Genomic DNA, 25309 nt, shown 5'->3' with positions numbered 1-25309 from the left:
TATTGCGCAAATCTCTCAGTAAGACAAAGAATTAGCAAATTGCCTGGGGGAGCTGAAGCCGAGTAATCGCGCTAATACGCAAATCAGCAAGTGAGCCTTTTTTTAAACGGAAAAAAACGCTCTTTCTAATCGGACACGCAGTCTGGCTTTATTCAGTGTCCTACTCTGCAAGCGGGGGCGCCCTAGATCACCGGCGATTGATACTTTGCAGAAATCTGGCCATAGCGGCCCCTCCCCCCTGTCCTCTGGTGACATCTTTTAATCACTAGCATGCCAACTGAAGCCCCTCTCAAATGAAAAACATGAACCTTAATCTCCGCTCGCAGTTGACGCTGGCTTTTCTGGCCTGCGGTCTGCTGCCGCTGATCGCAATTGCTGCGGTCTGTTACGCTTCGATCTATTCCGGCTTCGCCAGCGTTCAAGAACAGTCAACCGAAGCGTTGAAAAGCGGTTCGATCGATGCTTTGGTCGCCCAGCGGGAACTAAAAAAGAAACAGCTCTCCAGCTATTTTGGGACGATCAATAACCAAGTCCAGACGTTCTCAAACAATGGCATGGTCGTCGACGCGATGCTTAAATTTCGCGATGGGTTTCAAAATTATCGCAACAGCGCTGAGCTATCGGCCGAACAGGTCGAAGCGATGCGGGGCGATTTAATGAACTATTACACCGGTCCGTTTGCGAACGAGTACGCCAAACACAATGACGGCAAATCACCTCCCGCCCGGGAATACCTGAGTCAACTCGACGCCGACGCGATCGCGCTGCAGCACGCCTATATCTTTAAAAACAGCAACGCGCTCGGTGCGAAGAATTTGCTAAACGCGGCAGCGGACAAGTCTGATTATTCGCGACTGCACGCCGAGATTCATCCGATCATCAACGACTATCTCGCCAAGTTCGGCTACTACGACATTTTTCTGGTCGACGCCGAGTCAGGCGACATCGTTTACTCGGTCTTCAAAGAGCTCGACTATGGCACCTCACTCCTAAATGGTCCTTTCGCCAATAGCAACTTTGGCGAAGCGTTCCGCAAAGCGAACGCTGCGACCCAAAAAGACGAAGTCGTCTTTGTCGACTTTGCGCGCTACGCGCCGTCGTACGAAGCCCCGGCCAGCTTCATTGCTTCGCCAATCTTCGATGGAGACAAAAAGATCGGCATCGCCGTCTTCCAAATGCCGGTTGATCGGATGCTGGAAATCATGGCCGTCCGTGATGGTCTTGGCGAAACCGGCGAAACAATCTTGGTCGGTCCCGATTTTCTAATGCGAAGCAATTCGCATCTCGATCCCAAAAACCACGGCCTATTGAGCTCTTGGAAGTATCCCGAAACAGGGAAAGTCGAAACTGCTGCGACACGAGCCGTGTTTGACAAGGGAGAGTCCGGCACCACCCAGGCCCAAGATTATCGTGGCGAAGAGACATTCGTCGCTTACAGCCCTATCGAGCTGAATGGGATCACCTATTGCATAAACGCCAAAATGGACAAGGCCGAAGTGTTAGCCTCCAGCCAAGCGATGGCCGCAACCATCACGGGAGTTAAAGGTTCGGTTGTCGGCTGGTCGGTCGGCCTGGGCGTCTTGGCCGCCATCGTGCTAACCGGCGTCGCGGTTCTGCTGTCACGTAAAATCGCGAATCCAATTCGGGATGCGGCTCAGTTTGCCCAAAACATCGCCGCCGGCGACCTACGTCATCGCTGCGAAACCAAGGCAACTGCCGAAGTTGGTCACTTGATCCAAGCGATGAACGAAATGCGTGACAACTTGGCCAACCTGCTGGGCGAAGTCATCTCGACCTCCGATATCTTGCAAGGCTCTTCGACCGAGTTGACCGGCACCGCCGAGCATCTCTCGTTGGGAGCTCAGCAAACCACAGAACAAGCGGCGACTGTCGCCGCTGCCGCAGACGAGATGTCGACTAACATGGTTAGCATGGCGACGGCGACCGAGCAGATGTCGTCCAGCATCAACAGCGTGGCGACTGCAATGGAAGAGATGTCGAGCACGATCAACGAAATAGCTCGCAACGCCGAACGTGCTTCGTCATCGGTCTCTTCCGTGGCCAACCTGTCGGCGACCAGTAATGAGCGGATCGAAGCGTTGGGCGCCGCGGCGGCCGAAATCGGCAGCGTGATGCAGGTGATTCAAGACATTGCCGAACAGACCAACTTGCTGGCCCTCAATGCAACGATCGAAGCGGCGCGAGCCGGCGAGGCAGGCAAGGGCTTTGCGGTCGTCGCGACCGAAGTGAAAGAACTGGCGCGTCAAACCGCCACTGCAACCGACGACATTCGCAAACGGATCCAAGCAATCCAGCAAACCTCCTTTGAAGCGGTCGAGTCGATCGGCAAGATCACGAGCGAGATCAACGGCGTGAACGAAGTTTCACGCACCATCGCCTCCAGCGTCGAAGAACAAGGAATCGCGACCAAGGAAATCGCCAAGAACATTGCCCAGGCCGCGTGTGCTGCTCAAACCGTTTCGTCCGGTATCCAAGAGTCGGCGTATGCGAGCCAAGAGATCTCGCGGAACATCACCGGCGTCAACGATTCGGCCAAACAGTCTACAGGGCATGCCCTAAAGACAAAGACTGCCGGCGTTTCGCTCCATGAACGAGCCGATGGCCTACGAACGACGTTGAGCAAATTCCAACTAGAGAACGGCAGCGGAAAATCAACGCCGACGATCAGCGCGTAAGCAATGGTTCAAGAGATAGCCGATCGAGCCGCAAAGCTCGGCCGGCTTTTTTGTTTCGAAATCGTCTGACTAGCTGCTCGGGTTCGCGTGCTGATTGATCCGCAGCTTCTTCAAAATCTCGTCGCGTAGACTTTGTATCACCGACTTGCGATCGGTCTTCTCCAAAATCTTTTGCACGACTGACTTCGGCCCTTCACTTCCCCACGACGCGCCATGCTCAAAGTAATACTTGGCCGACTGTCCGACGATGTACGAGCCATACCCGGCGGCAGCGCCTTGCGGCAATACCGTCAGGACCGAGCCCCAGCCCAAGGTCACCGCTTTCAGACTCCACATGATTGCGTGCGTCGTTAGTTCGCCCAGCGTCACCCAACCGGCCGCTTGGAAGACTGACTTGACCAACTTCTCGGCGTTCGCCCAGGTCATCTCAATGCCATAGATATGCGCCAGATGCCAAACCATCGCGACGTCGACCGCGCCCCCGCCGATCACATCGGCAATCGGCGCAGGATTAAACGCGACCGTCGTGGCTTTCACCACGGCATAGCCCCAGATGTGCTGATTGGCCCTGTCATTGCGAATCTTGAGCTTCAGCGAAGCGATCCGGTCCGATTTATCGGCCGAGTACATCGCGGCGTTCAGCGCCAACAGCGCCAGGCCGTCTTGCTCCAGCACTTCCAGCATCTTCAGCTGCAATGCTTCGATATTCGGTTTGGGTTTGCGCCACTGGCTGGAGGTCGAACCGTTGGCCGCTTCGACAATATATTCGACGTCGCGAGGATCGGCCGAAGTTTCGACGATGTTGTCCGGTTGGATTACGCCGTCCAAACGCTGCGCGAGGATCTCATGCAGACGTTTCCGTTGATCGGGCGAATAAAGATCAATCTTGTTTAGCACCAAGATGATTGGCTTGTTCACCGCAGCCAAGCTGATCAGCGCCGAATACTCGGTCTCGTTCAAGTCAGAATCGGTGACAAACAACAGCATGTCGCTACGACGCGCGGCGTCTTGCGCCATCTCGCCGCGATGCGCGCCGCCGACTTCATTGATGCCTGGCGTATCGATCAGCACCACTTCGCTGCTGCCCAAGCCGGGGATCCGATAGCCGCACCCATCCCACGCGACGTGCCAAATCTCGCGGGTCCAGCCTCCTTGCACGTCAACCTCGGTGACTGCCTGACCAACCATGGCGTTGATCAGGGCCGATTTGCCGGTACTGATTTCGCCAAAGACGACAATCTCCACCCGGCCGCTGGTTAGCTTCGATTCCATCTCTTGCATTTGCCGCAGATCGCGACGGAGCAAGTCTTTTTCGGGTTCCGAGCAGCCACGAAATCGCTCGAGCGTCGTACGGACCGAGTCGAGCGCATGTTGATAACGCTCGTCATCAACGTGCTGCGGCGAGTCGGTTGTTTCGGGCGAGCTGTCAGTCGACATATTGATTGCGAGCCTGTTGCACCAATTGGCGAAGGTAGTTGAGTTGCGTCACGCGGCGCCATTCGCGTTGGGCCAGACCGGCAAGTCCACCCTCCGGCTCGCGCATTTCGTTTTTGAAGTATTCCATAAAGATGTTGCCGATCCAACGAGTCACCAGCGCCATCACCACCAAGTGCAGCGCGGCGCCCGCCAGATAGCCGGCGCCGGGAACCGTCTTCAATAGCGACGCAACCGCCGGCACGGCGATGTTGACCCCCAAAATGCCGAGCAGGTTTTTACCCAACTGTCCCATCAGTTGGACCGCGACGTCGATATCGACATCCTGTTTATAAACCTTGGCCAAGTCGACCACCATTTTAGTCGAAATTGCGATTCCCGCCGCGATGTCAACAAACGGCAGTGGACTGAGAGCGGCCGAAGCGCCGCCGACTCCCCACATGTACTTGGTCACAATCTGATTGGCGCGGCGATCGAGCGCTTGCTCGACTTTCAAGCGAGCTTGATCGACCAGCCCGCGAGATTGCAGCAGCAAGTTGGCCAGCAGCAAATCACTGCCATCCTTTTTGACAACCTGCATCATCCGACTGGCCAACGGCTCAATGCCGACCGCGACAGCGACTTCTTCTTCAATCTCGCTGCCATCGGCGGCGATCCGCACACGGCGGCGCGTGGTCGCTCGGGCCCGGACCGAGACGATATCTTCACGGCTGACAAACTCTTCGGCCTGTTTCGAGATCTGCTGCAACAACTTCGCGCGATCGGCGTCGTTGTAGAGGTCTTCTTTGTTGAAGCAGATAATCACTCGCTTTTCCATCTGGCCCAGCAGTTCAAGCAAGCGGAATTCAGAATCCCGCAGTGGGCCGTCGACCACCAGCAAGATGATGTCGGCCGACTTGGCCGAGTCGGCCGCGATCAGCTGCCGCGTTTCGCCATCCACTTCTCCCAGCCCCGGCGTATCGACCAAGATGACCCGGTTGTCGCCGATCCAGGGGATCTCGTTCCGCGTGACGGTTGTACCGCCGGCGATCTCACTAGCGAATGCATTGCGTCCCGCCAGCGCGTTAAGCAGCGATGACTTGCCGCTGCTGATCGTGCCAAAGGCGACGATCTCAAGCCGCTGGTGATCGAGTTTGATCTCTAGCTTTTCGCGCAGCGGCGCCAATTGTTCGGCCAGTTCGTCATCGCCGGCTTCGGCTTGAAAGTCATCGATCGACGCGAGATTTTCATTCAGTTCGCTGCGCCGCTCATCGGCCGAAAGCTGACTGGGATTGCGCTGGCGACGTTCTTTACGCTGCGATTTTAGTTTTTTGGCGCGAATCAGACGATACAAAACCCAACTGGCCGCCCCGACAATCAGAACCGCTCCGCCGATCACGCTGACCAGATAGACAACCTGAGCCATCCCCCCCAATCCGGCCGCTTCGCGATAGTACGACGCGATCAGCGAAGGCAAATAGATCAGCCCGCCGCCGATAATCAGCAGCGTGACAATGATCCAAAACGAGTTAGGTAGGGGAAAACGCTTCATAAGGGAGGCCGCATCAGTGCGGCGAGAGGGAATTTTCTGAATTAAGCCAATTTACGCCACTCCGCTTGGTAGTTCGTCGTTTCTAGGCCAGATTTGCCTGAATGTTGGGAAATTCACCAAAAATCAGCCAAGTTGCTTGATAGCCTTATCGTTACAAACTGCCGCCAGAGAGCAAGCGTGTGCTAATAGTGCCTGCTTTTGGTAGAATAGAGAGCCGCCATATTCCTTTCCTGCCGCTGGAGCCAACTGCGCTATGCCTCGCATTTTACCTGCGCTGATCATTGCGTTTTGCTGTGCGCCGCTCCAGGCCGATTGGCCCCTTTTTCGGGGCGATCCAGTCGCCAGCGGAGTTGCAGACTCGGCGCTGCCTGACAATCTCGAACTGCTGTGGAAGTATTCGGTCGACAAAGGCGCCTTCGAGGGGACCCCGGCCGTGGTCGACAATGTCGTTTATATCGGCGACCTGGACGGTGGGGTCTATGCGTTAAATCTGGCGGATGGCAAAGAGATCTGGAAAAAAACAATCGACACCGGCTTCTATGGCTCGCCTGCCTACCGGGACGGCAAAGTTTATCTGGGCGACATGGACGGCTTGCTTCATTGTCTTAGCGCCAAAACCGGCGACGCGCTGTGGACCTACGAAACCGGCGCCGAGATCAACAGCAGCGTCAACTTTTATCAAGACAAACTGCTGATCGGCTCGCAAGACGCCACCCTCTATTGCCTGACCGCGGCCGATGGCCAATTGGTTTGGAAATACGAGATCGCCGATCAAATCCGCTGCATGCCGACCATTGTCGAGAACCGCGGTTTCGTCGCAGGCTGCGACTCCAAACTGCATATTATCGATCTCGACCAAGGGACCAGCGCAGCCAGCGTCCCCATCGACGCACCAACCGGCAGCACTCCGGCTGTCCACGGCGACTTGGTCGTCTTTGGGACCGAAGGAGGCACGCTGTACGGCATCGACTGGAAACAAGCCAAGGTCAGCTGGACCTATGAAGATGAACGCGGACGTCAAGCGTTTCGCGCCAGCGCCGCGGTTACCGACAAACAAGCGATCATCGGCGGCCGTAACAAACGAGTCGCCGCCGTCGATATGACCAACGGCAAGCAGCTGTGGACCTTTCCTAGCCGCGGCCGCATCGACAGCTCACCGGTCATCGCTGGCGACCAAGTTTACTTTGGGTCGTCCGATGGCAAAGTTTATGGCTTGAAAATCAGCGACGGATCCGAAGCATGGAGCTATGAAGCCGGCGGCAGTTTCACCGGCGGCCCCGCGATCACCAGCGACAAGCTGCTGATCGCCAGCGATGACGGCCACATTTATTGCTTTGGTAAAAAATCAAAATAACAGCGCGGCAGTTTTGCACGATTAACCCGCAGGAGTTTCATGGCCACCGATTCAGTCAAAACCGAGGTCGGAAGCTACTTCATCTCGAACTATCCTCCCTTTTCGCAGTGGAGCGAAGACTACATTCCTGACCTGAAACAGGCGATGGCCAGCGAGCCGCGACCTGGAGTACCGTTGGGTTTGTATCTGCACGTTCCGTTCTGTCGCAAACGCTGCAAGTTCTGCTACTTCCGCGTCTATACCGACAAGAACGGCTCCGAAGTCGAAACCTACGTTTCAGCCCTGGTCGACGAGATTCAACTTGTCAGCCAACAAGCGGCGATGGGGGGACGACCGTTCCGCTTCGTTTACTTTGGCGGCGGAACCCCTTCGTTCCTGAGTCCCAAGCAACTGAAGCGTTTGGAAGATCGCTTGCGCAAGAGCATCAGTTGGGATCAAGCCGAAGAAGTCACCTTTGAATGTGAGCCCGGCACGCTGAGCGAGACCAAGGTCAAAGCGCTCCGCGAGATGGGCGTCACCCGCTTGAGCCTGGGGATCGAAAGCTTCTCCGACAAAATCCTCGAAGAGAACGGCCGCGCTCACCTCTCCAAAGAGGTCTACACCGCTTGGGAATGGATCGAGAAGGCGCAGTTCCCCAACGTCAACATTGACTTGATCGCCGGAATGGTTGGCGAGACGTGGGACACTTGGCGAGAAAACCTGGTCAAAACGCTCGAACTGTCGCCAGAATGCGTCACCATCTATCAAATGGAACTGCCGTTCAACACGGTCTACTCCAAAGATATTTTGGGCAACAAGATCGAGACCCCGGTCGCCGATTGGCCGACCAAGCGAGCCTGGGTCAGCTATGCGTTTGACGAGTTAGCCAAAGCCGGCTACTCACAATCGAGCGCCTACACCATGATCAAAGACCCGACCAAAATCAGCTTTAGCTACCGTGACAATTTGTTTGGCGGCGCCGATCTGTTGGCGACCGGAGTCGCGAGCTTTGGCCACATTTCCGGCGTTCACTACCAAAACCAAACCGAGTGGGGCGACTACACCGGCGACCTGCTAGAGCGAAAACAACTGCCGCTGAAGCGCGCCTATCGACCGACGCCAGAGCAGATGCTGATTCGTGAAACAATCTTGCTGCTCAAACGAGGTTATCTCGACGTCGATTACTTCCAAACCAAGTTTGGCGTCAACATCGTCGAAAAATGGCAGCCAATCTGGGACGAATATGTCGAAACCGGCATGGCGACCGTCGACGGTAATCGCATCGAACTGACCCGCGACGGACTGCTGCGGGCCGACGGCCTGTTGCCCCCGTTCTTTGAAGAACAGCACCAGGGAGTTCGCTATACATGAGCGACGACTCTCTTGTCTTCATGATGGGCAAGTTCGAGGCCAAGTTTCCGACCGATCGCCAGTACGCCAAAAACCATACCTGGGCCAGTTCCGGCCCCCAGGGTTACCGCTTCGGCTTTACCGCCTATGCGGTTCGGCTGCTGCAAGACGTTTACTTTTTGGAGTGGAGCGTCGACGCGCCGAGCACGGTGCGGCAAGGTCAGGAAATCGGCTTTATCGAGAGCAGCAAAGCAGAAAGCGACTTGTACGCTCCGCTGGCCGGTCAGCTGACCACACTCAATCCAGCGCTGCTAAGTGACCCGTCGCAGATTAACCTGGATATGTATGGAGCAGGCTGGCTGTACGAAATCGACAGCTCCGGTGACGAACTGCTGTCGCCGGAAGAATACCTAAAACACCTCGAAGGCGTCTGGGAGATCACCCAGCGCACGATTAAAGGCCAACTCAACGAGTAACCCCATGGCGAAAAAACTGACCGTCGTCCTCAGCCAAGGACAAAGCCAGAATCCGGCCAAACGGAACCTCGAAGAGGAAATCGTCGCCCGATTGCTGTTTACGCCCGGCATCGAAGTCACCATCGTTCCGCATCTCTACGACCTGAAACCAGACGGGCCCGGGATGCTCTGTCTCGAAGGGATCTCCGGCCACATGGTGATCCTCTCGTGGATGTTCGAGCGCGCCGCGCGCTGGACCCTCGATCGCAACAACATCCACGGCAAAGTCGGCACGTCGCTGTTGACCTACGAGGTCGACGAAGACGAGCTTGACGAACTAGAAGACGAAGAGGAAAAAGCCGAAAAGGCCCGCGTCGCCGATTCGCGTCCCCCTTCCAACCGCTTCATCTATTGCCTAGACCTGCGTGTCTCCGAAAAAGTAGACGAGTACGTCGAAGAGATCCAGCGGATCGCCGCCGAACTCACGCCGCAAATGTTGCAGCTGGGTGGTCTGACGCTGGATCCGCCGAAAACGAACGGCAATGGTAACGGCAACGGCGCCAGCGAAATGTTCGGCGTGACGCCGCTACAACAACTGCGGCACGATCACCCGACCAATGACACCTACGTTGGCGCAACGCACGAAGCGCCGATCGAGCCGATCCGCATTGAAGAAACCGGCGGCCGCCGCTGGTACCCAGTGATCGACTACAGCCGCTGCACCAACTGCATGGAGTGCATCGACTTCTGCTTGTTTGGCGTCTACGGCGTCGACGGCATCGACACGATCCTGGTCGAACAGCCCGACAACTGCCGCAAAGGTTGCCCTGCGTGCAGTCGCGTTTGTCCCGAAAACGCGATCATCTTTCCGCAGCACAAAACGCCCACCATCGCCGGCAGCGACATCGTCGCTGAAGGGGGATTAAAGATCGACCTCTCGCAGCTCTTCGGCAAACCGGCCGAAGATCCCAACGCCGTCGATACCGCTGTCCGCGAACGAGACGAACAACTCTTAATCGCCGGCCGCGACGCGGTCGGCGCATCCGTCGGCATCCCCAAACGTCAGGCCAACAAGCCGGCGGAAGAACGAGATGAGTTGGATGATCTGATGGATGCGGTGGATGATTTGGATATTTAGCAGCAGCCGATCTAGCGATTTGTCGGAAGCCGGGGATGGATGCGAAACAATCTCCCCCAAACCGCGCAGCAACGTAAGGCGCCAACGCGATCTGAGCACACCTTACGCTACTTCGCCGCATGCATCGGCGGTTCTCCCGCAAAGCTAAATAGCGTCGCTTCGATCGGGTTATAGTCGAGCTCAAAATGAGCGCCGTCTCCCAGCGCTTCCTCGGTGCGTTCATTGCGAACATCCGCCACTGGAGCGAGCAGTCGCACATCAATGCGCATCGCTTCGGCCGCCAGATCTTTGGCCCCCGCGCCCCCCAGCGAACTGCCGGTCACCGCAGCGTTTTGCACCACAAAGACGTAGGTTCGTCCTTGTTTGGTCCAATAGACCGTTTCGCAATTCCGCGGGCGGTTGCCGTCAGGGCCGGTCACCGTGATCCAAGGCTCAATGCCGCCGTCGCGCACATGGCGGACAAACACTTCGCGCTGCGCATCGGTCGTAAGATTTTCTTCGCGGTACTGCAGATAACGCTGCGGCGAAAGATTGATGTAGACCGCACGTCCCTGACCGATCTGCCGAATCTGATGGGTTTTGAGTTTTCTTTCCGCCAGAGAAAAACCATCCTGCAACTGACACGGCAACGAATCCAACAACTCGCGATATTTTGAATAGCCATACGCTTTATCTTGATCGGTCTCGACCCACAAGCGCTCAGCGAAAAAATCGCTTGCCGTTTCGCTGCCGTCATGCTGCACGCCAAACAACTGGTCGAGCGCGCCGGCACGGCGTCCCTTGCCATGCTGATCAAACAACCCGCAGGCAAAGTCGGCGATGACCGTCCCCCCTTGCTCGCAAAACTGCGTGATTTGCTCCGCCTCGCGATCGGACAACGCATAGCAGGCCGGTAAAATCAGCACACGATACTCGTCTGGGATTCCGTCAACGATGACATCGTCATAAGCGAGAAAGTCATATTGAATGCCAGAGTCAGTCAGCAGATATTCCCACGCTTTACGGACGTTGTGCGACGTTCCCAACTTGAAGTCGTTGTTGCGATTCACCCAGGTTGCGCCGTGCGGTTGTATGTCGAGACACCATGCAACTTGTACCGAGGGATGCGAGTAGTAAATCGCCACGCCGTCATGTCGCCATCGAGATCCAACCAACTTAGGCGCCTGACGCCCACCGATTTCTTTCAGCGCTGGCGCAAAATTATCCAACCATGGCTGCGGCTTTTCTCCCTCAAACCAACCCTCTACCCAGCCGATCATCCCGCGGTTGCCGTGAGCGAAGTAATACCAGGCCTGCCAGACATCGTTCGCGTCCCCTCTTTCACTACTATGAAAATGGGTCGTGACTTGCGGCAATGCATTGTGAGGGCTAAGTGAACGGATGATCGCCTGCGACGAGCCCAGATCATACGCTTCGATAAACTGCACCTTTTTCATCAGCTTGGCGTAGTCATAGCCGCCCCAGATGTTGGGCGATTGTCCGCCCACAATCCCGCAAGGAGTCTGAGGGTCGGCGCGGTTCGATACTTCGACCAGATCACCCAACAGATTCACCCAGACCGAGTCGTTGTAAGACAGCCGATCAAGTAGCGGAGAAAAATCGAGCTCACCTAGCGAGCGATCCAACTGCGGACGCAAAAAGTCAGGCGTCACATACTGCGGCTCAGGTGCGGCCTCTGCACCATAATAACGCTGCAACCACTGCGCATAAGCTTGGTCGTCAGCATTTACGCGCCACGGCAACGGTGTGACGAACGCTCCCCACGAAACTTCATCATCCAGCGCATAAGCGATGCATAGATCGCTTTGCTTACAAATATTCTCGACACGCTGCGTGACCAACTTCGACAGCCGTTGTTTCATTTCTGCATCCAAGGGGCGCGGATCGGCGCCGCCGCGAATCGCCCTTGCGTCACGCTGATACGGCTTCACACTGCTCGCTTGATTCGCGTTTTGCAGATACAGATCCCCCTTCCCCGCCGTGTGATCATTGTAGAACCGCAAATTGGCGCCGTTCAGCCAGCCAAATGGCCCTTCGCCGTGATCGGTGAACCCTCCATTCACCCCATACTGCTCACAAAACTGGGCGCCAGTTGCTCCGGTGCCGATGGTCCAACGATATCGCCACGGCATGTAGAGCCAAGTATCCCAGCGGCCCATCATCATTTGCGGATCCTGCGAAACAGACTGAAACTCTGGCGCCGTCCGCACATATTGCAGATACGCATCCTCTGCGCGCACGATCGAAACCGACCCCAACAGGAAAAACAGAAAGCTCATGAATCGGATGCAAAGGGATCGAAGCACAAGACCCCCGTCAGAAGTCTGATCCAAAGTACAAACGCGATCCATCTACTTCTCCTGCAAAGTGAAGGCCAATCGAGAACCGATGTGAACAAGAGGAATGCGAAACGAGGAGCAACGAGAATTGTAGACCAAATGTCTGCGCCGTTACACCAAATTTCGCTCTCCCAGCAGTGATCACCCTGCTACAGCCGCGTCGGTATTTCACAGCGCGCAGTCACCAACTCAGCGTCTCAAACCGTTCGATTTATCTGCGCCAAGCCGCGGCGATATTCTCCTGGCGAGACTCCCAGCTTGGAGCGGAACGCCTGGCCGAAGTAACTGGATGTTTTGAATCCGGTCAGCGCGGCGATCTCAGTAATCGTAGCGTCGGTTGTGGCCAAACACTCTGTCGCTTTCTCCAAACGAACCTCGGTCAAATACTCGATCAGCGTCTTGCCCGTGATTTTTTTGAACACCATGTGAAAGTGGCTGCGGCTCATCGGGCAAAACTCAAGGATCGATTCGATCGTGATGGGATTCCGATAGAATGCGTCCAGGTAGTGAATCACTTCGCGCACCATCTCGTCATGGGTAGGCTCATGGCAGAGCCGAGTTCCTTGAGAGCGAAACTTTTCGTCCCGGGCGATCGCAACAAACAATTGCATCGCTTTGACCTTCAGCACGGCCTGATAGGCGGCGTTCTTCTCACGAAATTCCTGCAATAATTCGCCCAGGATCTGCCCGATCACGGTTCCGGTTGTCGGCGAGATCGGCACTTGGCCTTGAAACAGGCCCATCTTGTCCACCACATCCAAGACCTCTTTGTCGCCCGGTATCGCCGGCGTAAACAGCAGCGTTTGAAAATCAAAAACATAGCAATCAAATCGCTGCTGGGGCTTAAAGATCGAACAATGACGCATCCCCGCCGGATAGAAAAACAGATCACCTTTTCGCAGTAACAATTCTCGGCTGCCGGCAAGCTGACCCCCTTTGCCGGCCGTACAAAACAGCAGCTCGTGATAGGCGTGCGTGTGTGGGGTATCAGCGTTCTGGCACGAGGAAGGCGCGTGATACAAGTTCAGGTGAAAAATCGATTTCATAAGCAGACCGATCGAATTTCGAAGCTGCGACGGATGCGGCTCGCCGCCAGACAAACAGGCATTTCAGACAATATTGAGATCATTTCCAGAGAATATTTGGATTGTAGCTGAAAAATACCGGCCTAAAATCAAGGAGTGATCAATAGCCGCTTTTAAGAAAAGACAATTCTACTGCCGCCAAGGAATTTTTCCTCCCGCCGATTACCACCCTGTTCGAGATGCCCGAATGACTTCCTGCTGGATTTCGCCGCTTGCCCAACGCTGGTACGTACTCACCCTGCTCTTCCTGCTGCCGACTCTTGTCCGCGCCGAAGTAGTCCGTATCGAAGTCGCAGAGCGAATCCCCTTCGCCGACGGATATGCATTCGAACATACGGGCCCGTACGAGCGTTTGCGGGGACGAATGATGGTTGAGCTCGATCCCAACGCGCCTGGCAACGCCCGCGTGCACGATTTGAAACATGCGAAGCAAAATGAGCATGGCAAAGTCGAATTCTGGACAGACTTCGTGCTGCTCAAGCCGGTCGATCCTGGTCGCGGCAACGGGCGAATTCTTTACGACGTTCACAATCGTGGCAATATGCTCGCCGTCTGGACATTCAACAGCGCCGCCCAGATCACCAATGATCCCCGCACGCTCGAAGATGGTGGAAATGGCTTCCTAATGCAACAAGGTTACAGCGTGCTGTGGACCGGCTGGAATGCCGAAGTACAGGAAGATGGACTGCAGCGGCTATTGCTGGAAGCGCCCGTGATTCAAAATCGCGACGCACCACTCACTGGCAAAGTGCATGTCGAGATTTGCGTCTCCGAAAAAATGATGAGCCGCTCCTTTGGTTGGAGCCCTTGGGGAATGCCGAAAGTTTTTCCGACGGTTGATCTGGATACGCGTCAGGCGACCCTTACCAAGCGGCCATCACGCAGCGCACCGGCGATCGAAATCCCGCCCAGCGACTGGGCCTTTGCGCGTTGGGAAGATGGCGAAGCGATTCCGGATCCCACCCAGCTTTACGTTAAAGACGGCTTGCAGCCGGGATGGCTGTACGACCTGGTCTATACCGCCCAAAATCCACGTGTCGCCGGAGTCGGCCTGGCAGGGATTCGCGATGTCGTCTCATTTTTGCGACATCGGCAACAAGACAAGATTGGCAATCCCAATCCGCTACAGGGCGCAATTGAAAAAGCCTACATCTTTGGCATCTCTCAGTCTGGACGGTTAGCCGTCTCCTTTCTCCATGAGGGATACAACGAAGATCTAAGTGGGCAGCAGGTATTTGATGGAGCCCTGGTCCATGTCGCCGGCGCGGGCAAAGGGCACTTTACGGTACGCTTCCGCAACGCCACCGATGCAGGCACCCAACACGAAGCGAACTGGAGCGGGTCAGAGTCATTCCCCTTCTCGCCGGCCCACCAAACCGATCCCGAGACCGGCGAACAAGGAAGCGTGCTCGAGCGGGCGCAACAACAGGGCGTCCTCCCCAAAATTATCTATGTGCAAACCTCTACCGAATACTGGTCTCGCGCGGCCTCGCTGGTGCATACCAACGTCGAAGGGACCAAAGATCTCGATCTGCCAGAAAATGTACGCTTATACCTGACCGCCGGCGCCCAGCACCTGGGCCAAGGCGAACCAACACCTGGCCTCGCGCAGCAACCGCGCAACATCCTCGACGACCGGGGGCCGGTGTTACGAGCAATGCTGGTCAACCTGGATCGCTGGGCGACGGTCAACCAACTACCTCCTCCTAGTCGTTATCCGACCATCGCCAACGGCGGCTTGATCGATCTCAAGACGTTTCAACAACAGTTTCCGCAAGTCCCTGGGGTGAATCTGCCGCAAGGATATTATCGCCCTGTTCGTCTTGACTTTGGGCCTCGTTTACTTGCAGAAGGGATTGCTGATCTTATCCCGCCCAAAGTGGGCAAGCCTTGGAAGACGCTCATCCCGGCCGTCAACAAAGATGGCAACGAATTCCATGGAATCGTGCTGCCGGATGTCGCGACCCCTTTGGGAACCTACGCCGGATGGAATCTGCGGAACAAGCAATATGGCCCCCCTGCGATGCTGACTCCCTTCGATGGGATGTACCTTCCATTTGCGACGACCGCCGCCGAAAGAAAACAGACCGGCGATCCTCGCCTGAGCGTGCAGGAACGCTATCCGACTCGCAATGACTACATGACAAAGATTACGGATGCAACGCTCCAACTCCAGCAGCAACACTTCTTGCTTCCCATGGATGCGGTGCAGATTCTACAGACCGCCAGCCAAAGAAATTACTGGGACAACTAAGAGTCTCTCCGGAAACTTGCTTTGCGGCTGGGAACCCCCTGATCTCGTCCCTGCACAAACTGCAATGCAATCGATTTAGCGTTTTTCCTGACGTCGGTCAGCATCAAGCGACGTAGCCAAACAAGCGAGCGAATTGCCCCATTTCCGGGGCCCTCGCAACCATCCTTCGATGTGGATTGCAGGGCTCGCAGTGGACGCAGTTGCAACCGGCACGGCGGCAGGCTACGGCGGTCCAATTCAGCTTAAATGCTTCGACTTGCGAAAGCATCTTCAGCGGACGACTTTTCTCGGTGCGATCGAAGCTGAAATCGATCGATCTAGCAAGGTTCCGCCGCTCGGCCAAGACCACCTCGCCGAGCAATCCCGATACCGAACGCCTCTCGACACAGCGCACAACACTCTCTCAATTGCGCAATCAGCACCACCATCCAAGGCGCCCTCTGCGCTCCTTTGTTAGCGTTCCGTTAGCGTTCTGTGAATTGTTCGCAGCCTGCGCTAAAAGCGATTGTGTCGCGATACATCACTTTTTCTAATGACCCGCAATGAGGTCGGTGGGGTCGCTTGCCTCTTTGACATCACCGCTTAACGCAAGCATTTATTTCGTCTTATTGAAGAGTTATTCAAATGAGCCCTGGTAGTTTCTCACGTCCAGAATCTCGTCGTCGCGGCTTCACCTTGGTCGAGCTGCTTGTTGTCATCGCGATTATCGGCGTCCTCATTGGGCTGCTCTTGCCTGCCGTCCAACAAGCCCGCGAGGCAGCCCGAAAAATGCAGTGCTCCAACAACATGAAACAGATCGGGCTGGCGTTGCACAACTATCACGACACCTTCCAAAGTCTGTCCGCCGGCAATCAAGGCAAAGCGAATGCGGCTGGCACAAACTACAGCGGACATGGCTGGACATGGCACGCAAACATCCTGCAATTTCTCGAACTTGGGACGCTCTACGACGCGATCCAGGGGCCTGATGGCTTTGGCAACGAATCGGGCAGCACAGGCGCCGGAAAACCATTGCTTCTGCACGGCAACACCGTCTCCGTTTTTTGGTGCCCCTCCCAAGAAGACGTCAGAAATGGCGCCCAGAAGTGGAACGATCAACCTTCCAATTACAACGGCAACATGGGCACCCGGATCGGAAACGGAAACGACGACTGCATCTGCACAGGCGTCTCGAATCTTACCGAAATGCGGACAGAAGCTTGGGGCTGCATGAATGGAAATGGAATTTTCTACGTCGACAGCAAGACTCGGTTTGCTGATGTCAGGGACGGTCTGACCAACACCATCTTCGTCAGTGAGGTAGTCGACACTGGTGGGGACGTCATGGGCCAATATGGCGGCAGTAATGACCGACATGCCATCTTCTCAGGTGGAGCGGACGGCAATCCTCCCAGCGAAATGACAGAATACCTGATCGCCGCCGAAAGCAACGATCCAATCAACGGCGGCGCCGAAGAAGCGGCCGGCAGTTGGCACCCCGGCGGAGCTACTTTCCTCATGGGCGATGGAAGCGTCCGCTTCCTTTCAGAAAACATGGACATGGCGACTTATCAAGGACTCAGCACCCGTGCAGAGGGCGAAGTCCTGGGCGACTTCTAATCCCAAGATTTTATCCCCAACCAAGCCGCACTGCTCGTCATGCAACGCAATCGTACAGTGCGGCTCGAAGCGGAGATCTCCCCATCCTTTCAGCCCCGTGACAAGGTCTATCATGAAGTCCAAACACGCCGGCCGCCTGGCAGTGGCCCTTTCGATAATGCTCACAAGTCTGCTCGGCTGTAGCGGGCCTAGTGATCGGCCTGAACTAGGCCAGGTCCACGGAACCATCACCCTTGATGGCAATCCGCTCAGCGGCATTGTCGTCGTCTTTCAACCCGACAACGGCCGCCCTGCCCACGGCCGCACCGATGCAGAGGGAAAGTACAGCCTGACCTACATTCACAATACCTCTGGAACCAAGCTCGGCCACAACCGCGTAGAAATCGCACCCAGCGAAGAAGAGGCGGAGGATCCAGCAGCAGAACCCGAAGCCGAAGCTGAAGCTGACAGCCTCCCGGTCAAACGGCCCGTCAAATTCAAATCAGGCAAGCCGCGAATCCCTGCTCGATACAACAAGCAGAGCGAACTAGAAGCCGACGTAAAGCCGGGCGACAACACCTTTGATTTTGATCTCAAGTCGTAGCGCGGCACAATAGCCACAGCAATCGATCCGCTGTCCCCCACCGCCACATCGATCGCCGGACGAAGATCGGCAATGCTCTTTCCCGTTTGCACCTGGCCGCCGACCTTCGGTTCGGCAAGGTAGGTGGCGCCCTTTCGCATCGGTTGCAGCAATGCGGGCCCCGCCTAGCGAAAACGCCGCCGCCGCAATCGGAAACTCCAACGGATCGTGCGTAATCGCAAGCCGTCCCGCCTTCGCGTCAAACAACAACAGCTTTGTCGTCGACGCATCCCCAAACAAAAACTGTGAGCCGTCCGCAGAGATCGCCACAGCCGCCAGAACCGACGGCACCCTGGCCGTTTATTCATCCAATAGTAGCGGAAGGGCGCGAGCCCTCCGGTTCTTCGGTTCTTCGGTTCTTCGGTTCTTCGGTTCTTCGGTTCTTCGGTTCTCCGGTTCTTCGGTTCTCCGGTTCTCCGGTTCTTCGGTTCTCCGGTTCTTCGTTCTTCGTTCTTCGTTCTTCGCACCGGAGGGCTCGCGCCCTTCCGCTACGATTCTCATTGCAGTGAAATCGCAATGAAGCCTTCCACGAAAACCGGCCCAACCGATCGGGCTTCACGGGAGTCTGGCGACCATGCACCTGCATGTCCACACAAAACAGCAGCCAGTGGTCTTCTCTATGGCGCCAGTGCTGCCTCTTTGCCGTCAAAACCTTCCCGCCGCGGCCGTACCAATCTTTCCAAAACAAGGTTGACTTGCCGCCGCTTTTTAGTATAAATATGTACAGGTAATCAAGCTGCGGTTTGATTCTGCTTATCTACAAAATATCGGGCGCCTGCGGGATGCGTTGGGGCTGTTTTTGGGCGTTTGGCCGGGGGATCGGGCTGGGCGTTTGCATCGGGTGATCGCTGGTTTGGCGAGGTTTTTCTGCTGCGCCAGGGTGAGCCATGGGGGAGAAATTTTCATGTCAACGGCCATGCTGGAGTCTGCTTCTCTTGAGGCGATTGCTAATCCAATCCACCATGCGGAATCGGCCGCAGGGCTTTCGAGTTTGTTGCGTTCCGATTCTGCGAAGACAGCCGCTGTTTTTCAACATTTGGACCTGGGGCAGCAGCGTCCTGATGAACCTTTAGAGGGGCTGACCACGGTCCAATTGTTGGCGCGGCAAACGCCGCAGGCTTGGCTATTGCCGGGAGTGCTCGCCCGGCATCAGGCGGCGGTGATTTTGGGGCCTTCGAAATGTCTGAAAACTTCGCTGGCGGTCGACTTGTGCGGAGCGCTGGCCAGCGGCGGCAAATTTTTGGGGCAGTTCGCGGCCGAGCGAGCATTTCGCGTCGGCTTTGTGGGCAGCGAAGAGGTTGAGCCAACCATCGCCGATATGGCGCCGCGGTGGAGCGCTGCGGCTCAGGTCGATCTGTTGACGCTCGATCGACTGATCTGGAGCCTGAACATGGGCGACCCTGGCAGTCCGGTCAATTTGCAGCGAATGACCGCTTGGATCGAGCAGCATCAGTTAGAAGTGGTGCTGATCGACGTCGCCGATTTGGCGGATGCGACGCCGCGGGCCCAGGCCAAACAGTTGCGCGATTTGGTTCGCTGTTGTCAAAAAGCAGGCGCCACGCCGATCATCTGTTGCCCAACGCGCAGAGAGTTGTCCCCGCGAGCCATGACCGCCGCTGATCTGGGCGGTTCGGCGTGCAGCGGCATTGCCCGCCAATGGCTCTTGATGAATCGCCGGCAAACGTTCGAACCAGGAACCGGCCGCCATCAGTTATGGCTAACAGTCGGCGGCGGCGCGCGGAGAAGCAGCCAATGGGGCCTCGACATTGACGAAGGGCAATACGAAGAGGAGGCCGGCGGCAAATGGGAAGTGCAGCTGCGCGACGAGTCTTCCATCGTTGAAGAAAATGCCCAACTAGCGGCCAAATCACAGGCCGAACGCTTGCGCTGGAAGCTGCGCGGCGTGATCTCGCAGATCGACCCAGAGAAAGCGACCAAGCTAAAAATCCGCGAGCAAAGCGGGATGAGCGGAAGCAATTTTGGTTTGGCCTGGCAGCGCATGGTCGACACAGGAGAAATCCGCCTGGTCTCGAAAACGGAAGCCTTCCGGGGCCAGGGCGAGGCCCGGTATCGCTTGGTCGATCTGGCGGAACTGAACGATCCGGATGCGCCCAAGTTCGACCCGCTCGACACCGTCCTCCCCACCTTCACCACCGCCGAACTAATCGCCTACGCCAAAAAAGAAACGCCTGCGAGTCCAGTCCAGCCGCCAGAAAAAATGTTCGGCGAGAGTCCACTCGAAAAAAATTCGCAGCCGAGTCCAGTCCACCCGCCCCGCCAGTCACAAAAACGACGACCGAAAGTGCGGAACAAGCGACGGAGATAACATAAGTGGCGCAAATGGCGTAGGGCGGGTGCAGCAAAAACCGAAACCAATCCCACCATCACCAACCAACGCAACCGGTTTGCGTAACCCACCGAACCTGCCGAACGATCCGGCGGCAATGGTGGGTTGCGCAAGCGGGGATGTTGTTTGACATTGGATGCCGCTAATCGCTTGCTGCACCCACCCTACTATATTGAATTTGACATTCGGATTTCGACATTCGTCATTGACGCCCCTGGCTTCCGCTTTCAACTCCGCTCCCCTCCTCTTCCCTGTCGCCCGGTTGTGACTGGGGGCGAAACGTCGATAATTGGCGCTGTCGCGGTGGGTTTTCTCTTCCGCTGCGGCGCCCCGAGAATTGCCTGAAACATCACCTAAAGTACGCCGACGGAAGACCGCCTCATGGATCAAATTGAACTCGTCCGCAGTTTGCAAGCCAAAAATGACTCGAAAATCGTCATGTATGTCGGCGACGGTTTGGGGGGCTTGCCGCAAAAGCCCGGCGGTCCGACCGAGCTGGAAGCGGCCAAGACGCCCAACCTAGACGCGTTGGCGGCTCGCGGAGTGCAGGGAGGCAGCATTCCGGTGAAGCCCGGCATTAGCCCCGGCAGTGGACCTGGCCACTTGGGGTTGTTCGGCTATGATCCGCTCAAATATCTGATCGGCCGCGGCGCGTTGGAAGCGACCGGAATTGGCCTGGTCATGAAAGATGGCGACGTGGCGGTGCGCTGCAACTTTTGTACGGTCGATGCCGATGGCAAGATCACCGATCGGCGGGCTGGTCGCATTCCGACCGAAGAAAGCGCTCCGCTCGCGATTAAGCTGCGGGAAGTAAAGATTGACGGCGTCGAGATCATTGTCGAACCGGTCAAAGAACACCGGTTTGTCGTGCTGTTCCGCGGTGAAGGCTTGGATGGCAATATTCATGACACCGACCCGCAAGTGACCGGCGTCAAACCGCTCGATCCGAAAGCAGCCGACGCCGGCAGCGAAAAGACCGCGAAGATCGCGCTGGAGTTCTTCCAAAAAGCAAGCAAGCTGCTGGCCGGCGAGAAGAAAGCAAACTCGCTGACGATGCGTGGTTTTTCGGCCAAGCCGAGCATTCCTTCGTTTGAAGAAGTGTATGGACTAAAAGCGGCCGCGATCGCCGTTTATCCGATGTACAAAGGTCTGGCCAGCTTGGTCGGCATGGACATCATCGGTGAGCCGCAAACGCTGGGCGAAGAAATCGATCTGCTAGAGAAGCACTGGGAAGAATACGACTTCTTCTTCGTCCACTTCAAATACACCGACTCAAGCGGCGAAGATGGCAACTTTGACCTGAAAGTGCAACGCACCGAAGAGTTCGACGCCCAGGTGCCGCGGATCACGGCGCTTAACCCCGATGTGATTGTCGTGACCGGCGACCATAGCACGCCATCGTTTTTGTCGAGCCACAGCTGGCACCCGGTTCCAACGTTGCTCTCCTCGAATTGCTGCCGCTACGACGGGCACACCAGCTTTGGCGAAAAGACGGCAATGGTCGGCGGCTTGGGCCAGTTTGAAGCTCAATACCTGATGACGCTGGCAATGGCCAACGCCGGCCGCTTAGGCAAATACGGGGCGTAATCGCTCGCCAACGAACTTCGTTACTACAAACCAAAAAAGCCCGCTCAACAGCGGGCTTTTAGCTTGCGGCCGAACAATGCTAGGCCACACCGCGCCAAAAAAGTCGCGAGCAGCTGAATCCTCGCTTCGATGCACTGCAGTTTGCGACGACGGTTGTTATTTCCCGGGCTCGACAGGCGGCTTCGGAATCAGCTTGGCCAAAGCGTCTTTGGCCACCTTTTGGCGAGCAGCTGGATTCGCTTTGATCTTTTTGAACGCATCGTCAATGACCGCTGCATAGGTCGGCGCTTCTTCATTGACATTTGCGACCATGCGATCGTAGCCTTCGACTTCACTACCGTAGGGGCCTCCGCTGGCGTAGTTTTCTAAGATCATTTGCGCTTCTTTCATCGCGCCCGGCGGCTCTAACTTGTAAACCCGCTCTTCCGGCCCCTTTAGACAACCGAGCAACGGCACAGCCATTAAGAGAACCAGACAGACATATTGCATCATCATGATTATAAATTCCTTGCGGGTTAAAATTCGCCCAGCACCTGGCCGTCGTTGCAGCTGCCCAAACGTTGAAAGGTCAACAGATCAACCGTGTTGGTGATGAAGCGGACCGAGCCGTCGCCCAATCCCCCATTAACTCCGCCGGGGTGCAAACTGCGCGGCGGAATTACGCCCCACCCCCAGTCATGTGCGCCGCCAGGACAGCAATTGCCGCCGGCCGTCGGATACTTCCAGTTTGGCGGAGCAGGCGTATTGAATAGCGACTGACCATGTGCGTACCAAGCCCACAGCGAACCATTGTTGCTACGTTCGCCCACCGGCGTTTCGGCAGCCGTACCAATGGCGTCGAGATCGGCTTGGGTTGGATAGACTTTGTTGGACGCCGAGGTGAACGGACTATCGCCACCTTGAACGTAAAAAACGTCGTAAGGATACTTCGGCTGATCCGCGACGCCGTCACCCGAAAGAACCTCGGAGAGAAACAGCGTGTTAGAAAGTCCATCGGTCGCGTACGCCATATCGCGCTCGATCCTCAAGTTGAACAATCCATTCGCGTTCGTTTCATTGGCGCTCCAAGCGGTGTGCAGCGAACTGCCTGAGCACCAAGCGTAGTTCGTACCGGGGCCTCCCCAAGAAAAGCTTTCCGATGGGGCCGGTTGTGCAGAGGGGCACTTGAACGCGTTCAGTGAGACATTCATCGGGCCGTTCCGATTATTGGCCCAGCTCCCGTTGAGATCAAACCTATCGTACAAGGGATTCTGCTCGATAAACGGCAACAATTTGTAGTTGGCGCTGAAACGTTCCCAACCTTCCCACGTGACGCCGGCATTGGGGCCATAGGCGTTCAGCGGGAATTTCCGGAAGGTATCATGGAAATTGTGCATCGCCAGCGCAAGCTGCTTAATGTTATTAACGCACTGACTGCGACGAGCCGCTTCGCGCGCTTGTTGCACTGCCGGCAACAGCAATGCGATTAAAACGCCGATAATCGCAATCACAACCAACAATTCGACTAGGGTAAACCCACGCCTGCGGGCAATCGAAACACGCGCACTAGGGGACATGAGGGATCTCGCTTTAGAAACAGATAGGTGCGATGATAATTACACAGCGGATGCTGGTATTTTTGACATTCAAAAAAATTAGGTTCTGAAGAAATTGATGCGACGTAATCATAACTCAGAATAAATCCCCATCAACTGTCCATTATGCATAAAATCCCTCCCCAGCATCCTCCTCCACTCAAAACCCCACCCCAGGGGAGTCCTCTGAAGCCATGAATCCTGCGATCCGCCTTGTCGAACACATCTCCAGCTACCAGCGCTGCGCCGTTGCACTCTCAGGCGGGGTCGATAGCGCGGTGGTCGCCAAGGCCGCGCAACTTGCCTTAGGCGACAATGCCGTTGCGGTGACGGCTCGCAGTCCCAGCGTTCCGGCCAGCGAGATCGAAGAAGCGCAGCGGATTGCGGCCGAGATTGGGATTCGGCATGAGATCGTCGACACGCAAGAGACGCAAAACCCGCTCTATATTCAAAACGCGCCGGATCGCTGCTTTCACTGCAAGACCGAGCTCTACTCGCAAATCGAGCTACTGGTCGCCGCGATCGACGCGCCGCTGATCATCAACGGCGCCAACGTCGACGATCAAGGAGATCACCGCCCCGGCATGATCGCCGCCAAAAACCATCAGGTTCGCTCACCGTTGATCGAGTGCGGGCTGACCAAAGCGGACGTCCGAGCCCTGGCCCAACACTGGAATCTATCGGTACATGACAAGCCGGCGTCGCCGTGCCTGGCCAGCCGCATCGCCTATGGTGAAGAGGCGACGCCTGAGCGATTGGCGATGATTGAAGCGGCTGAGGCTTATTTAAAATCGCACGGACTGCGCGAGTTTCGCGTCCGTTACCATCGCGGCGATGTCGCCAGGATCGAAGTCACCCCAGAGTGGATCGCGACCTTGGCCACGGATCCGCTGCGCAGCGATCTGGCGAAGAAGCTGCACGAGCTTGGCTTTCGCGCGGTGACGCTTGACCTGGATGGTTTTCGCTCTGGCAACCTCAACAACTTTGTCGATCTCTCGGCGATCCGCATCGAATAAAAAACGGACGCCCAATCGGCGCCCGTTTCAAGTTGCTTGATGACCTGTAGTCTCGGCAGACTAACTGGCGAAGATCTTGTTCATCTGATCCGCGATCAATGCCAAGCGATCACGATCGCCGCCAGCAATCTCGGCGGTGCCCCAACCGACGTAGCCAACCTTCTCTAGCTCGTCCATCACCTTCGGCCAGTCGACGTCTCCTTCCAACAGCGGAGCGCCAAAACCGGGGCCTGGGGCGTTTGCGTAGTCCTTGATGTCAAGCTTTTTAATCCGTTTGCCGAGAATCGGAATCCACTCATGCGGCGGCGAGTAACGCACCGTATTGCCAACATCAAAGTAAGCGCCAACCCACTCTGAATCGAGCTCATCGATAAAGCGGGCGGTCTCTTTCGGATCGGTCAGAAAGTTGTTCCAGACGTTTTCCATCAAGATTTGAATTTGCAGCTTCTCCGCCAACGGCAACGCTTTGCGGATCTCGGCGATCGAACGCTCCCAGCACTGATCATAGGTGACATCTCCCTTGACAACGCCAGGCACCAACAAGACGCTGGTACCGCCGTAATCTTTGGAGGCTTGCAGCGCGGTCATCAAGCCGGCCAAACCTTTGGCGCGAATTTCTGGATTGGGATCTGACAGCGTATCGTTCCAATGGACCGAATCGACAACGCCATGCACGGGCAACCCCGTCGCGTCGATCGCCGCTTTGACCTCAGCTGCGGAAGGCCCCCCCGGCGAATTCAATTCGACGCCGTCGTAACCCAGCTCTTTCAAAACGCGGAACTTGTCTTCCAGCGAGCCAGGCACGTTGACCATCCCGATCTTCACCGCTTTTTTGAAGCCGTTGGGAGTCGGATCTGCGGCCACGGCTTGGCGATAGGATAGCCCCATGGTTCCAGCGGTCAGGGCCGCAGCTTGCAAAAGGAATTGGCGTCGACTCGGCATAGAAAGA

At 56.3% G+C, this 25309-nt stretch carries 18 protein-coding genes; 11 read left to right on the top strand and 7 right to left on the bottom strand.

The window, feature by feature from the left end:
• Positions 1-302: 302 nt before the first annotated feature.
• Positions 303-2696, top strand: a complete 2394-nt coding sequence (locus SH421x_RS07710; protein WP_488854839.1) for a methyl-accepting chemotaxis protein — start codon at positions 303-305, stop codon at positions 2694-2696.
• A gap of 69 nt (positions 2697-2765) precedes the next feature.
• On the opposite strand, the gene SH421x_RS07705 is transcribed toward SH421x_RS07710, so the two are convergent.
• Together SH421x_RS07705 and SH421x_RS07700 are read right to left on the bottom strand one after the other, a co-directional pair.
• Positions 2766-4133, bottom strand: coding sequence for a DUF697 domain-containing protein (locus tag SH421x_RS07705; protein WP_488854838.1), 1368 nt, complete (start codon positions 4131-4133; stop codon positions 2766-2768).
• Positions 4123-5661, bottom strand: coding sequence for a YcjF family protein (locus SH421x_RS07700; RefSeq protein ID WP_488854837.1), 1539 nt, complete (start codon positions 5659-5661; stop codon positions 4123-4125). Before SH421x_RS07700 ends, SH421x_RS07705 begins: the two co-directional genes overlap by 11 nt.
• A gap of 253 nt (positions 5662-5914) precedes the next feature.
• On the opposite strand from SH421x_RS07700, the gene SH421x_RS07695 reads away from it, so the two are divergent.
• From SH421x_RS07695 to SH421x_RS07680, 4 genes are read left to right on the top strand one after another with little or no spacing between them, the layout of a single operon-like run.
• Positions 5915-7015: an outer membrane protein assembly factor BamB family protein gene (locus tag SH421x_RS07695; protein WP_488854836.1), complete on the top strand. Its 1101-nt coding sequence runs from the start codon at positions 5915-5917 to the stop codon at positions 7013-7015.
• 39 nt (positions 7016-7054) lie between these two features.
• Positions 7055-8365, top strand: a complete 1311-nt coding sequence (locus SH421x_RS07690) for a coproporphyrinogen-III oxidase family protein (RefSeq protein ID WP_488854835.1) — start codon at positions 7055-7057, stop codon at positions 8363-8365.
• Entirely contained in the window at positions 8362-8820 is a 459-nt protein-coding gene (locus tag SH421x_RS07685) for a glycine cleavage system protein H (protein ID WP_488854834.1), read from the top strand. The genes SH421x_RS07690 and SH421x_RS07685 overlap by 4 nt, the downstream gene beginning before the upstream one ends.
• 4 nt (positions 8821-8824) lie before the next feature.
• Complete coding sequence (locus tag SH421x_RS07680; protein ID WP_488854833.1) at positions 8825-9937, top strand: ATP-binding protein; 1113 nt, start codon at positions 8825-8827, stop codon at positions 9935-9937.
• Between the two features lie 107 nt (positions 9938-10044).
• Here the strand turns inward: SH421x_RS07680 and SH421x_RS07675 are convergent, their stop codons facing one another.
• The gene (locus SH421x_RS07675) at positions 10045-12216 is read right to left on the bottom strand and encodes a beta-galactosidase trimerization domain-containing protein (protein WP_488854832.1); all 2172 of its coding nucleotides are present in this window, start codon (positions 12214-12216) and stop codon (positions 10045-10047) included.
• A 257-nt stretch (positions 12217-12473) separates the two neighbouring features.
• Positions 12474-13322 (bottom strand): helix-turn-helix domain-containing protein, encoded by an 849-nt coding sequence (locus tag SH421x_RS07670; protein WP_488854831.1) that lies wholly within the window; start codon positions 13320-13322, stop codon positions 12474-12476.
• Between the two features lie 226 nt (positions 13323-13548).
• Between SH421x_RS07670 and SH421x_RS07665 the strand changes: the two genes are divergently transcribed.
• From SH421x_RS07665 to SH421x_RS07645, 5 genes are all read left to right on the top strand, one after another.
• On the top strand, positions 13549-15615 hold the full coding sequence (locus SH421x_RS07665; RefSeq protein ID WP_488854830.1) for an alpha/beta hydrolase domain-containing protein: 2067 nt from the start codon (positions 13549-13551) through the stop codon (positions 15613-15615).
• 624 nt (positions 15616-16239) lie between these two features.
• Positions 16240-17214, top strand: coding sequence for a DUF1559 family PulG-like putative transporter (locus tag SH421x_RS07660; protein ID WP_488854829.1), 975 nt, complete (start codon positions 16240-16242; stop codon positions 17212-17214).
• A 112-nt stretch (positions 17215-17326) separates the two neighbouring features.
• The gene (locus SH421x_RS07655) at positions 17327-17797 is read left to right on the top strand and encodes an Ig-like domain-containing protein (RefSeq protein ID WP_488854828.1); all 471 of its coding nucleotides are present in this window, start codon (positions 17327-17329) and stop codon (positions 17795-17797) included.
• A 943-nt stretch (positions 17798-18740) separates the two neighbouring features.
• Complete coding sequence (locus SH421x_RS07650; RefSeq protein ID WP_488854827.1) at positions 18741-20162, top strand: AAA family ATPase; 1422 nt, start codon at positions 18741-18743, stop codon at positions 20160-20162.
• A 402-nt stretch (positions 20163-20564) separates the two neighbouring features.
• Entirely contained in the window at positions 20565-21770 is a 1206-nt protein-coding gene (locus SH421x_RS07645; RefSeq protein ID WP_488854826.1) for a 2,3-bisphosphoglycerate-independent phosphoglycerate mutase, read from the top strand.
• Between the two features lie 156 nt (positions 21771-21926).
• Here SH421x_RS07645 and SH421x_RS07640 read toward each other — a convergent pair whose 3' ends face one another.
• Positions 21927-22265: a hypothetical protein gene (locus SH421x_RS07640; protein ID WP_488854825.1), complete on the bottom strand. Its 339-nt coding sequence runs from the start codon at positions 22263-22265 to the stop codon at positions 21927-21929.
• 20 nt (positions 22266-22285) lie between these two features.
• Positions 22286-23326, bottom strand: a complete 1041-nt coding sequence (locus tag SH421x_RS07635; protein ID WP_488854824.1) for a DUF1559 family PulG-like putative transporter — start codon at positions 23324-23326, stop codon at positions 22286-22288.
• A 212-nt stretch (positions 23327-23538) separates the two neighbouring features.
• On the opposite strand from SH421x_RS07635, the gene larE reads away from it, so the two are divergent.
• Complete coding sequence (gene larE / locus SH421x_RS07630) at positions 23539-24360, top strand: ATP-dependent sacrificial sulfur transferase LarE (RefSeq protein WP_488854823.1); 822 nt, start codon at positions 23539-23541, stop codon at positions 24358-24360.
• Positions 24361-24420: 60 nt separating this feature from the next.
• Here larE and SH421x_RS07625 read toward each other — a convergent pair whose 3' ends face one another.
• Positions 24421-25302 (bottom strand): sugar phosphate isomerase/epimerase family protein, encoded by an 882-nt coding sequence (locus SH421x_RS07625; protein ID WP_488854822.1) that lies wholly within the window; start codon positions 25300-25302, stop codon positions 24421-24423.
• Between the last annotated feature and the right edge of the window lie 7 nt (positions 25303-25309).

The organism is Blastopirellula sp. SH421 (assembly GCF_057808535.1).
This window is presented reverse-complemented; position numbering and strand designations above follow the sequence as displayed.

What these genes read in the sequence shown, in the direction of transcription:
- SH421x_RS07710 (WP_488854839.1), top strand. Translation starts at nt 303, where the DNA reads ATGAACCTTAATCTCCGCTCGCAGTTGACGCTGGCTTTTCTGGCCTGC.
- SH421x_RS07705 (WP_488854838.1), bottom strand. Translation starts at nt 4,133, where the DNA reads ATGTCGACTGACAGCTCGCCCGAAACAACCGACTCGCCGCAGCACGTT.
- SH421x_RS07700 (WP_488854837.1), bottom strand. Translation starts at nt 5,661, where the DNA reads ATGAAGCGTTTTCCCCTACCTAACTCGTTTTGGATCATTGTCACGCTG.
- SH421x_RS07695 (WP_488854836.1), top strand. Translation starts at nt 5,915, where the DNA reads ATGCCTCGCATTTTACCTGCGCTGATCATTGCGTTTTGCTGTGCGCCG.
- SH421x_RS07690 (WP_488854835.1), top strand. Translation starts at nt 7,055, where the DNA reads ATGGCCACCGATTCAGTCAAAACCGAGGTCGGAAGCTACTTCATCTCG.
- SH421x_RS07685 (WP_488854834.1), top strand. Translation starts at nt 8,362, where the DNA reads ATGAGCGACGACTCTCTTGTCTTCATGATGGGCAAGTTCGAGGCCAAG.
- SH421x_RS07680 (WP_488854833.1), top strand. Translation starts at nt 8,825, where the DNA reads ATGGCGAAAAAACTGACCGTCGTCCTCAGCCAAGGACAAAGCCAGAAT.
- SH421x_RS07675 (WP_488854832.1), bottom strand. Translation starts at nt 12,216, where the DNA reads ATGAGCTTTCTGTTTTTCCTGTTGGGGTCGGTTTCGATCGTGCGCGCA.
- SH421x_RS07670 (WP_488854831.1), bottom strand. Translation starts at nt 13,322, where the DNA reads ATGAAATCGATTTTTCACCTGAACTTGTATCACGCGCCTTCCTCGTGC.
- SH421x_RS07665 (WP_488854830.1), top strand. Translation starts at nt 13,549, where the DNA reads ATGACTTCCTGCTGGATTTCGCCGCTTGCCCAACGCTGGTACGTACTC.
- SH421x_RS07660 (WP_488854829.1), top strand. Translation starts at nt 16,240, where the DNA reads ATGAGCCCTGGTAGTTTCTCACGTCCAGAATCTCGTCGTCGCGGCTTC.
- SH421x_RS07655 (WP_488854828.1), top strand. Translation starts at nt 17,327, where the DNA reads ATGAAGTCCAAACACGCCGGCCGCCTGGCAGTGGCCCTTTCGATAATG.
- SH421x_RS07650 (WP_488854827.1), top strand. Translation starts at nt 18,741, where the DNA reads ATGTCAACGGCCATGCTGGAGTCTGCTTCTCTTGAGGCGATTGCTAAT.
- SH421x_RS07645 (WP_488854826.1), top strand. Translation starts at nt 20,565, where the DNA reads ATGGATCAAATTGAACTCGTCCGCAGTTTGCAAGCCAAAAATGACTCG.
- SH421x_RS07640 (WP_488854825.1), bottom strand. Translation starts at nt 22,265, where the DNA reads ATGATGATGCAATATGTCTGTCTGGTTCTCTTAATGGCTGTGCCGTTG.
- SH421x_RS07635 (WP_488854824.1), bottom strand. Translation starts at nt 23,326, where the DNA reads ATGTCCCCTAGTGCGCGTGTTTCGATTGCCCGCAGGCGTGGGTTTACC.
- larE (WP_488854823.1), top strand. Translation starts at nt 23,539, where the DNA reads ATGAATCCTGCGATCCGCCTTGTCGAACACATCTCCAGCTACCAGCGC.
- SH421x_RS07625 (WP_488854822.1), bottom strand. Translation starts at nt 25,302, where the DNA reads ATGCCGAGTCGACGCCAATTCCTTTTGCAAGCTGCGGCCCTGACCGCT.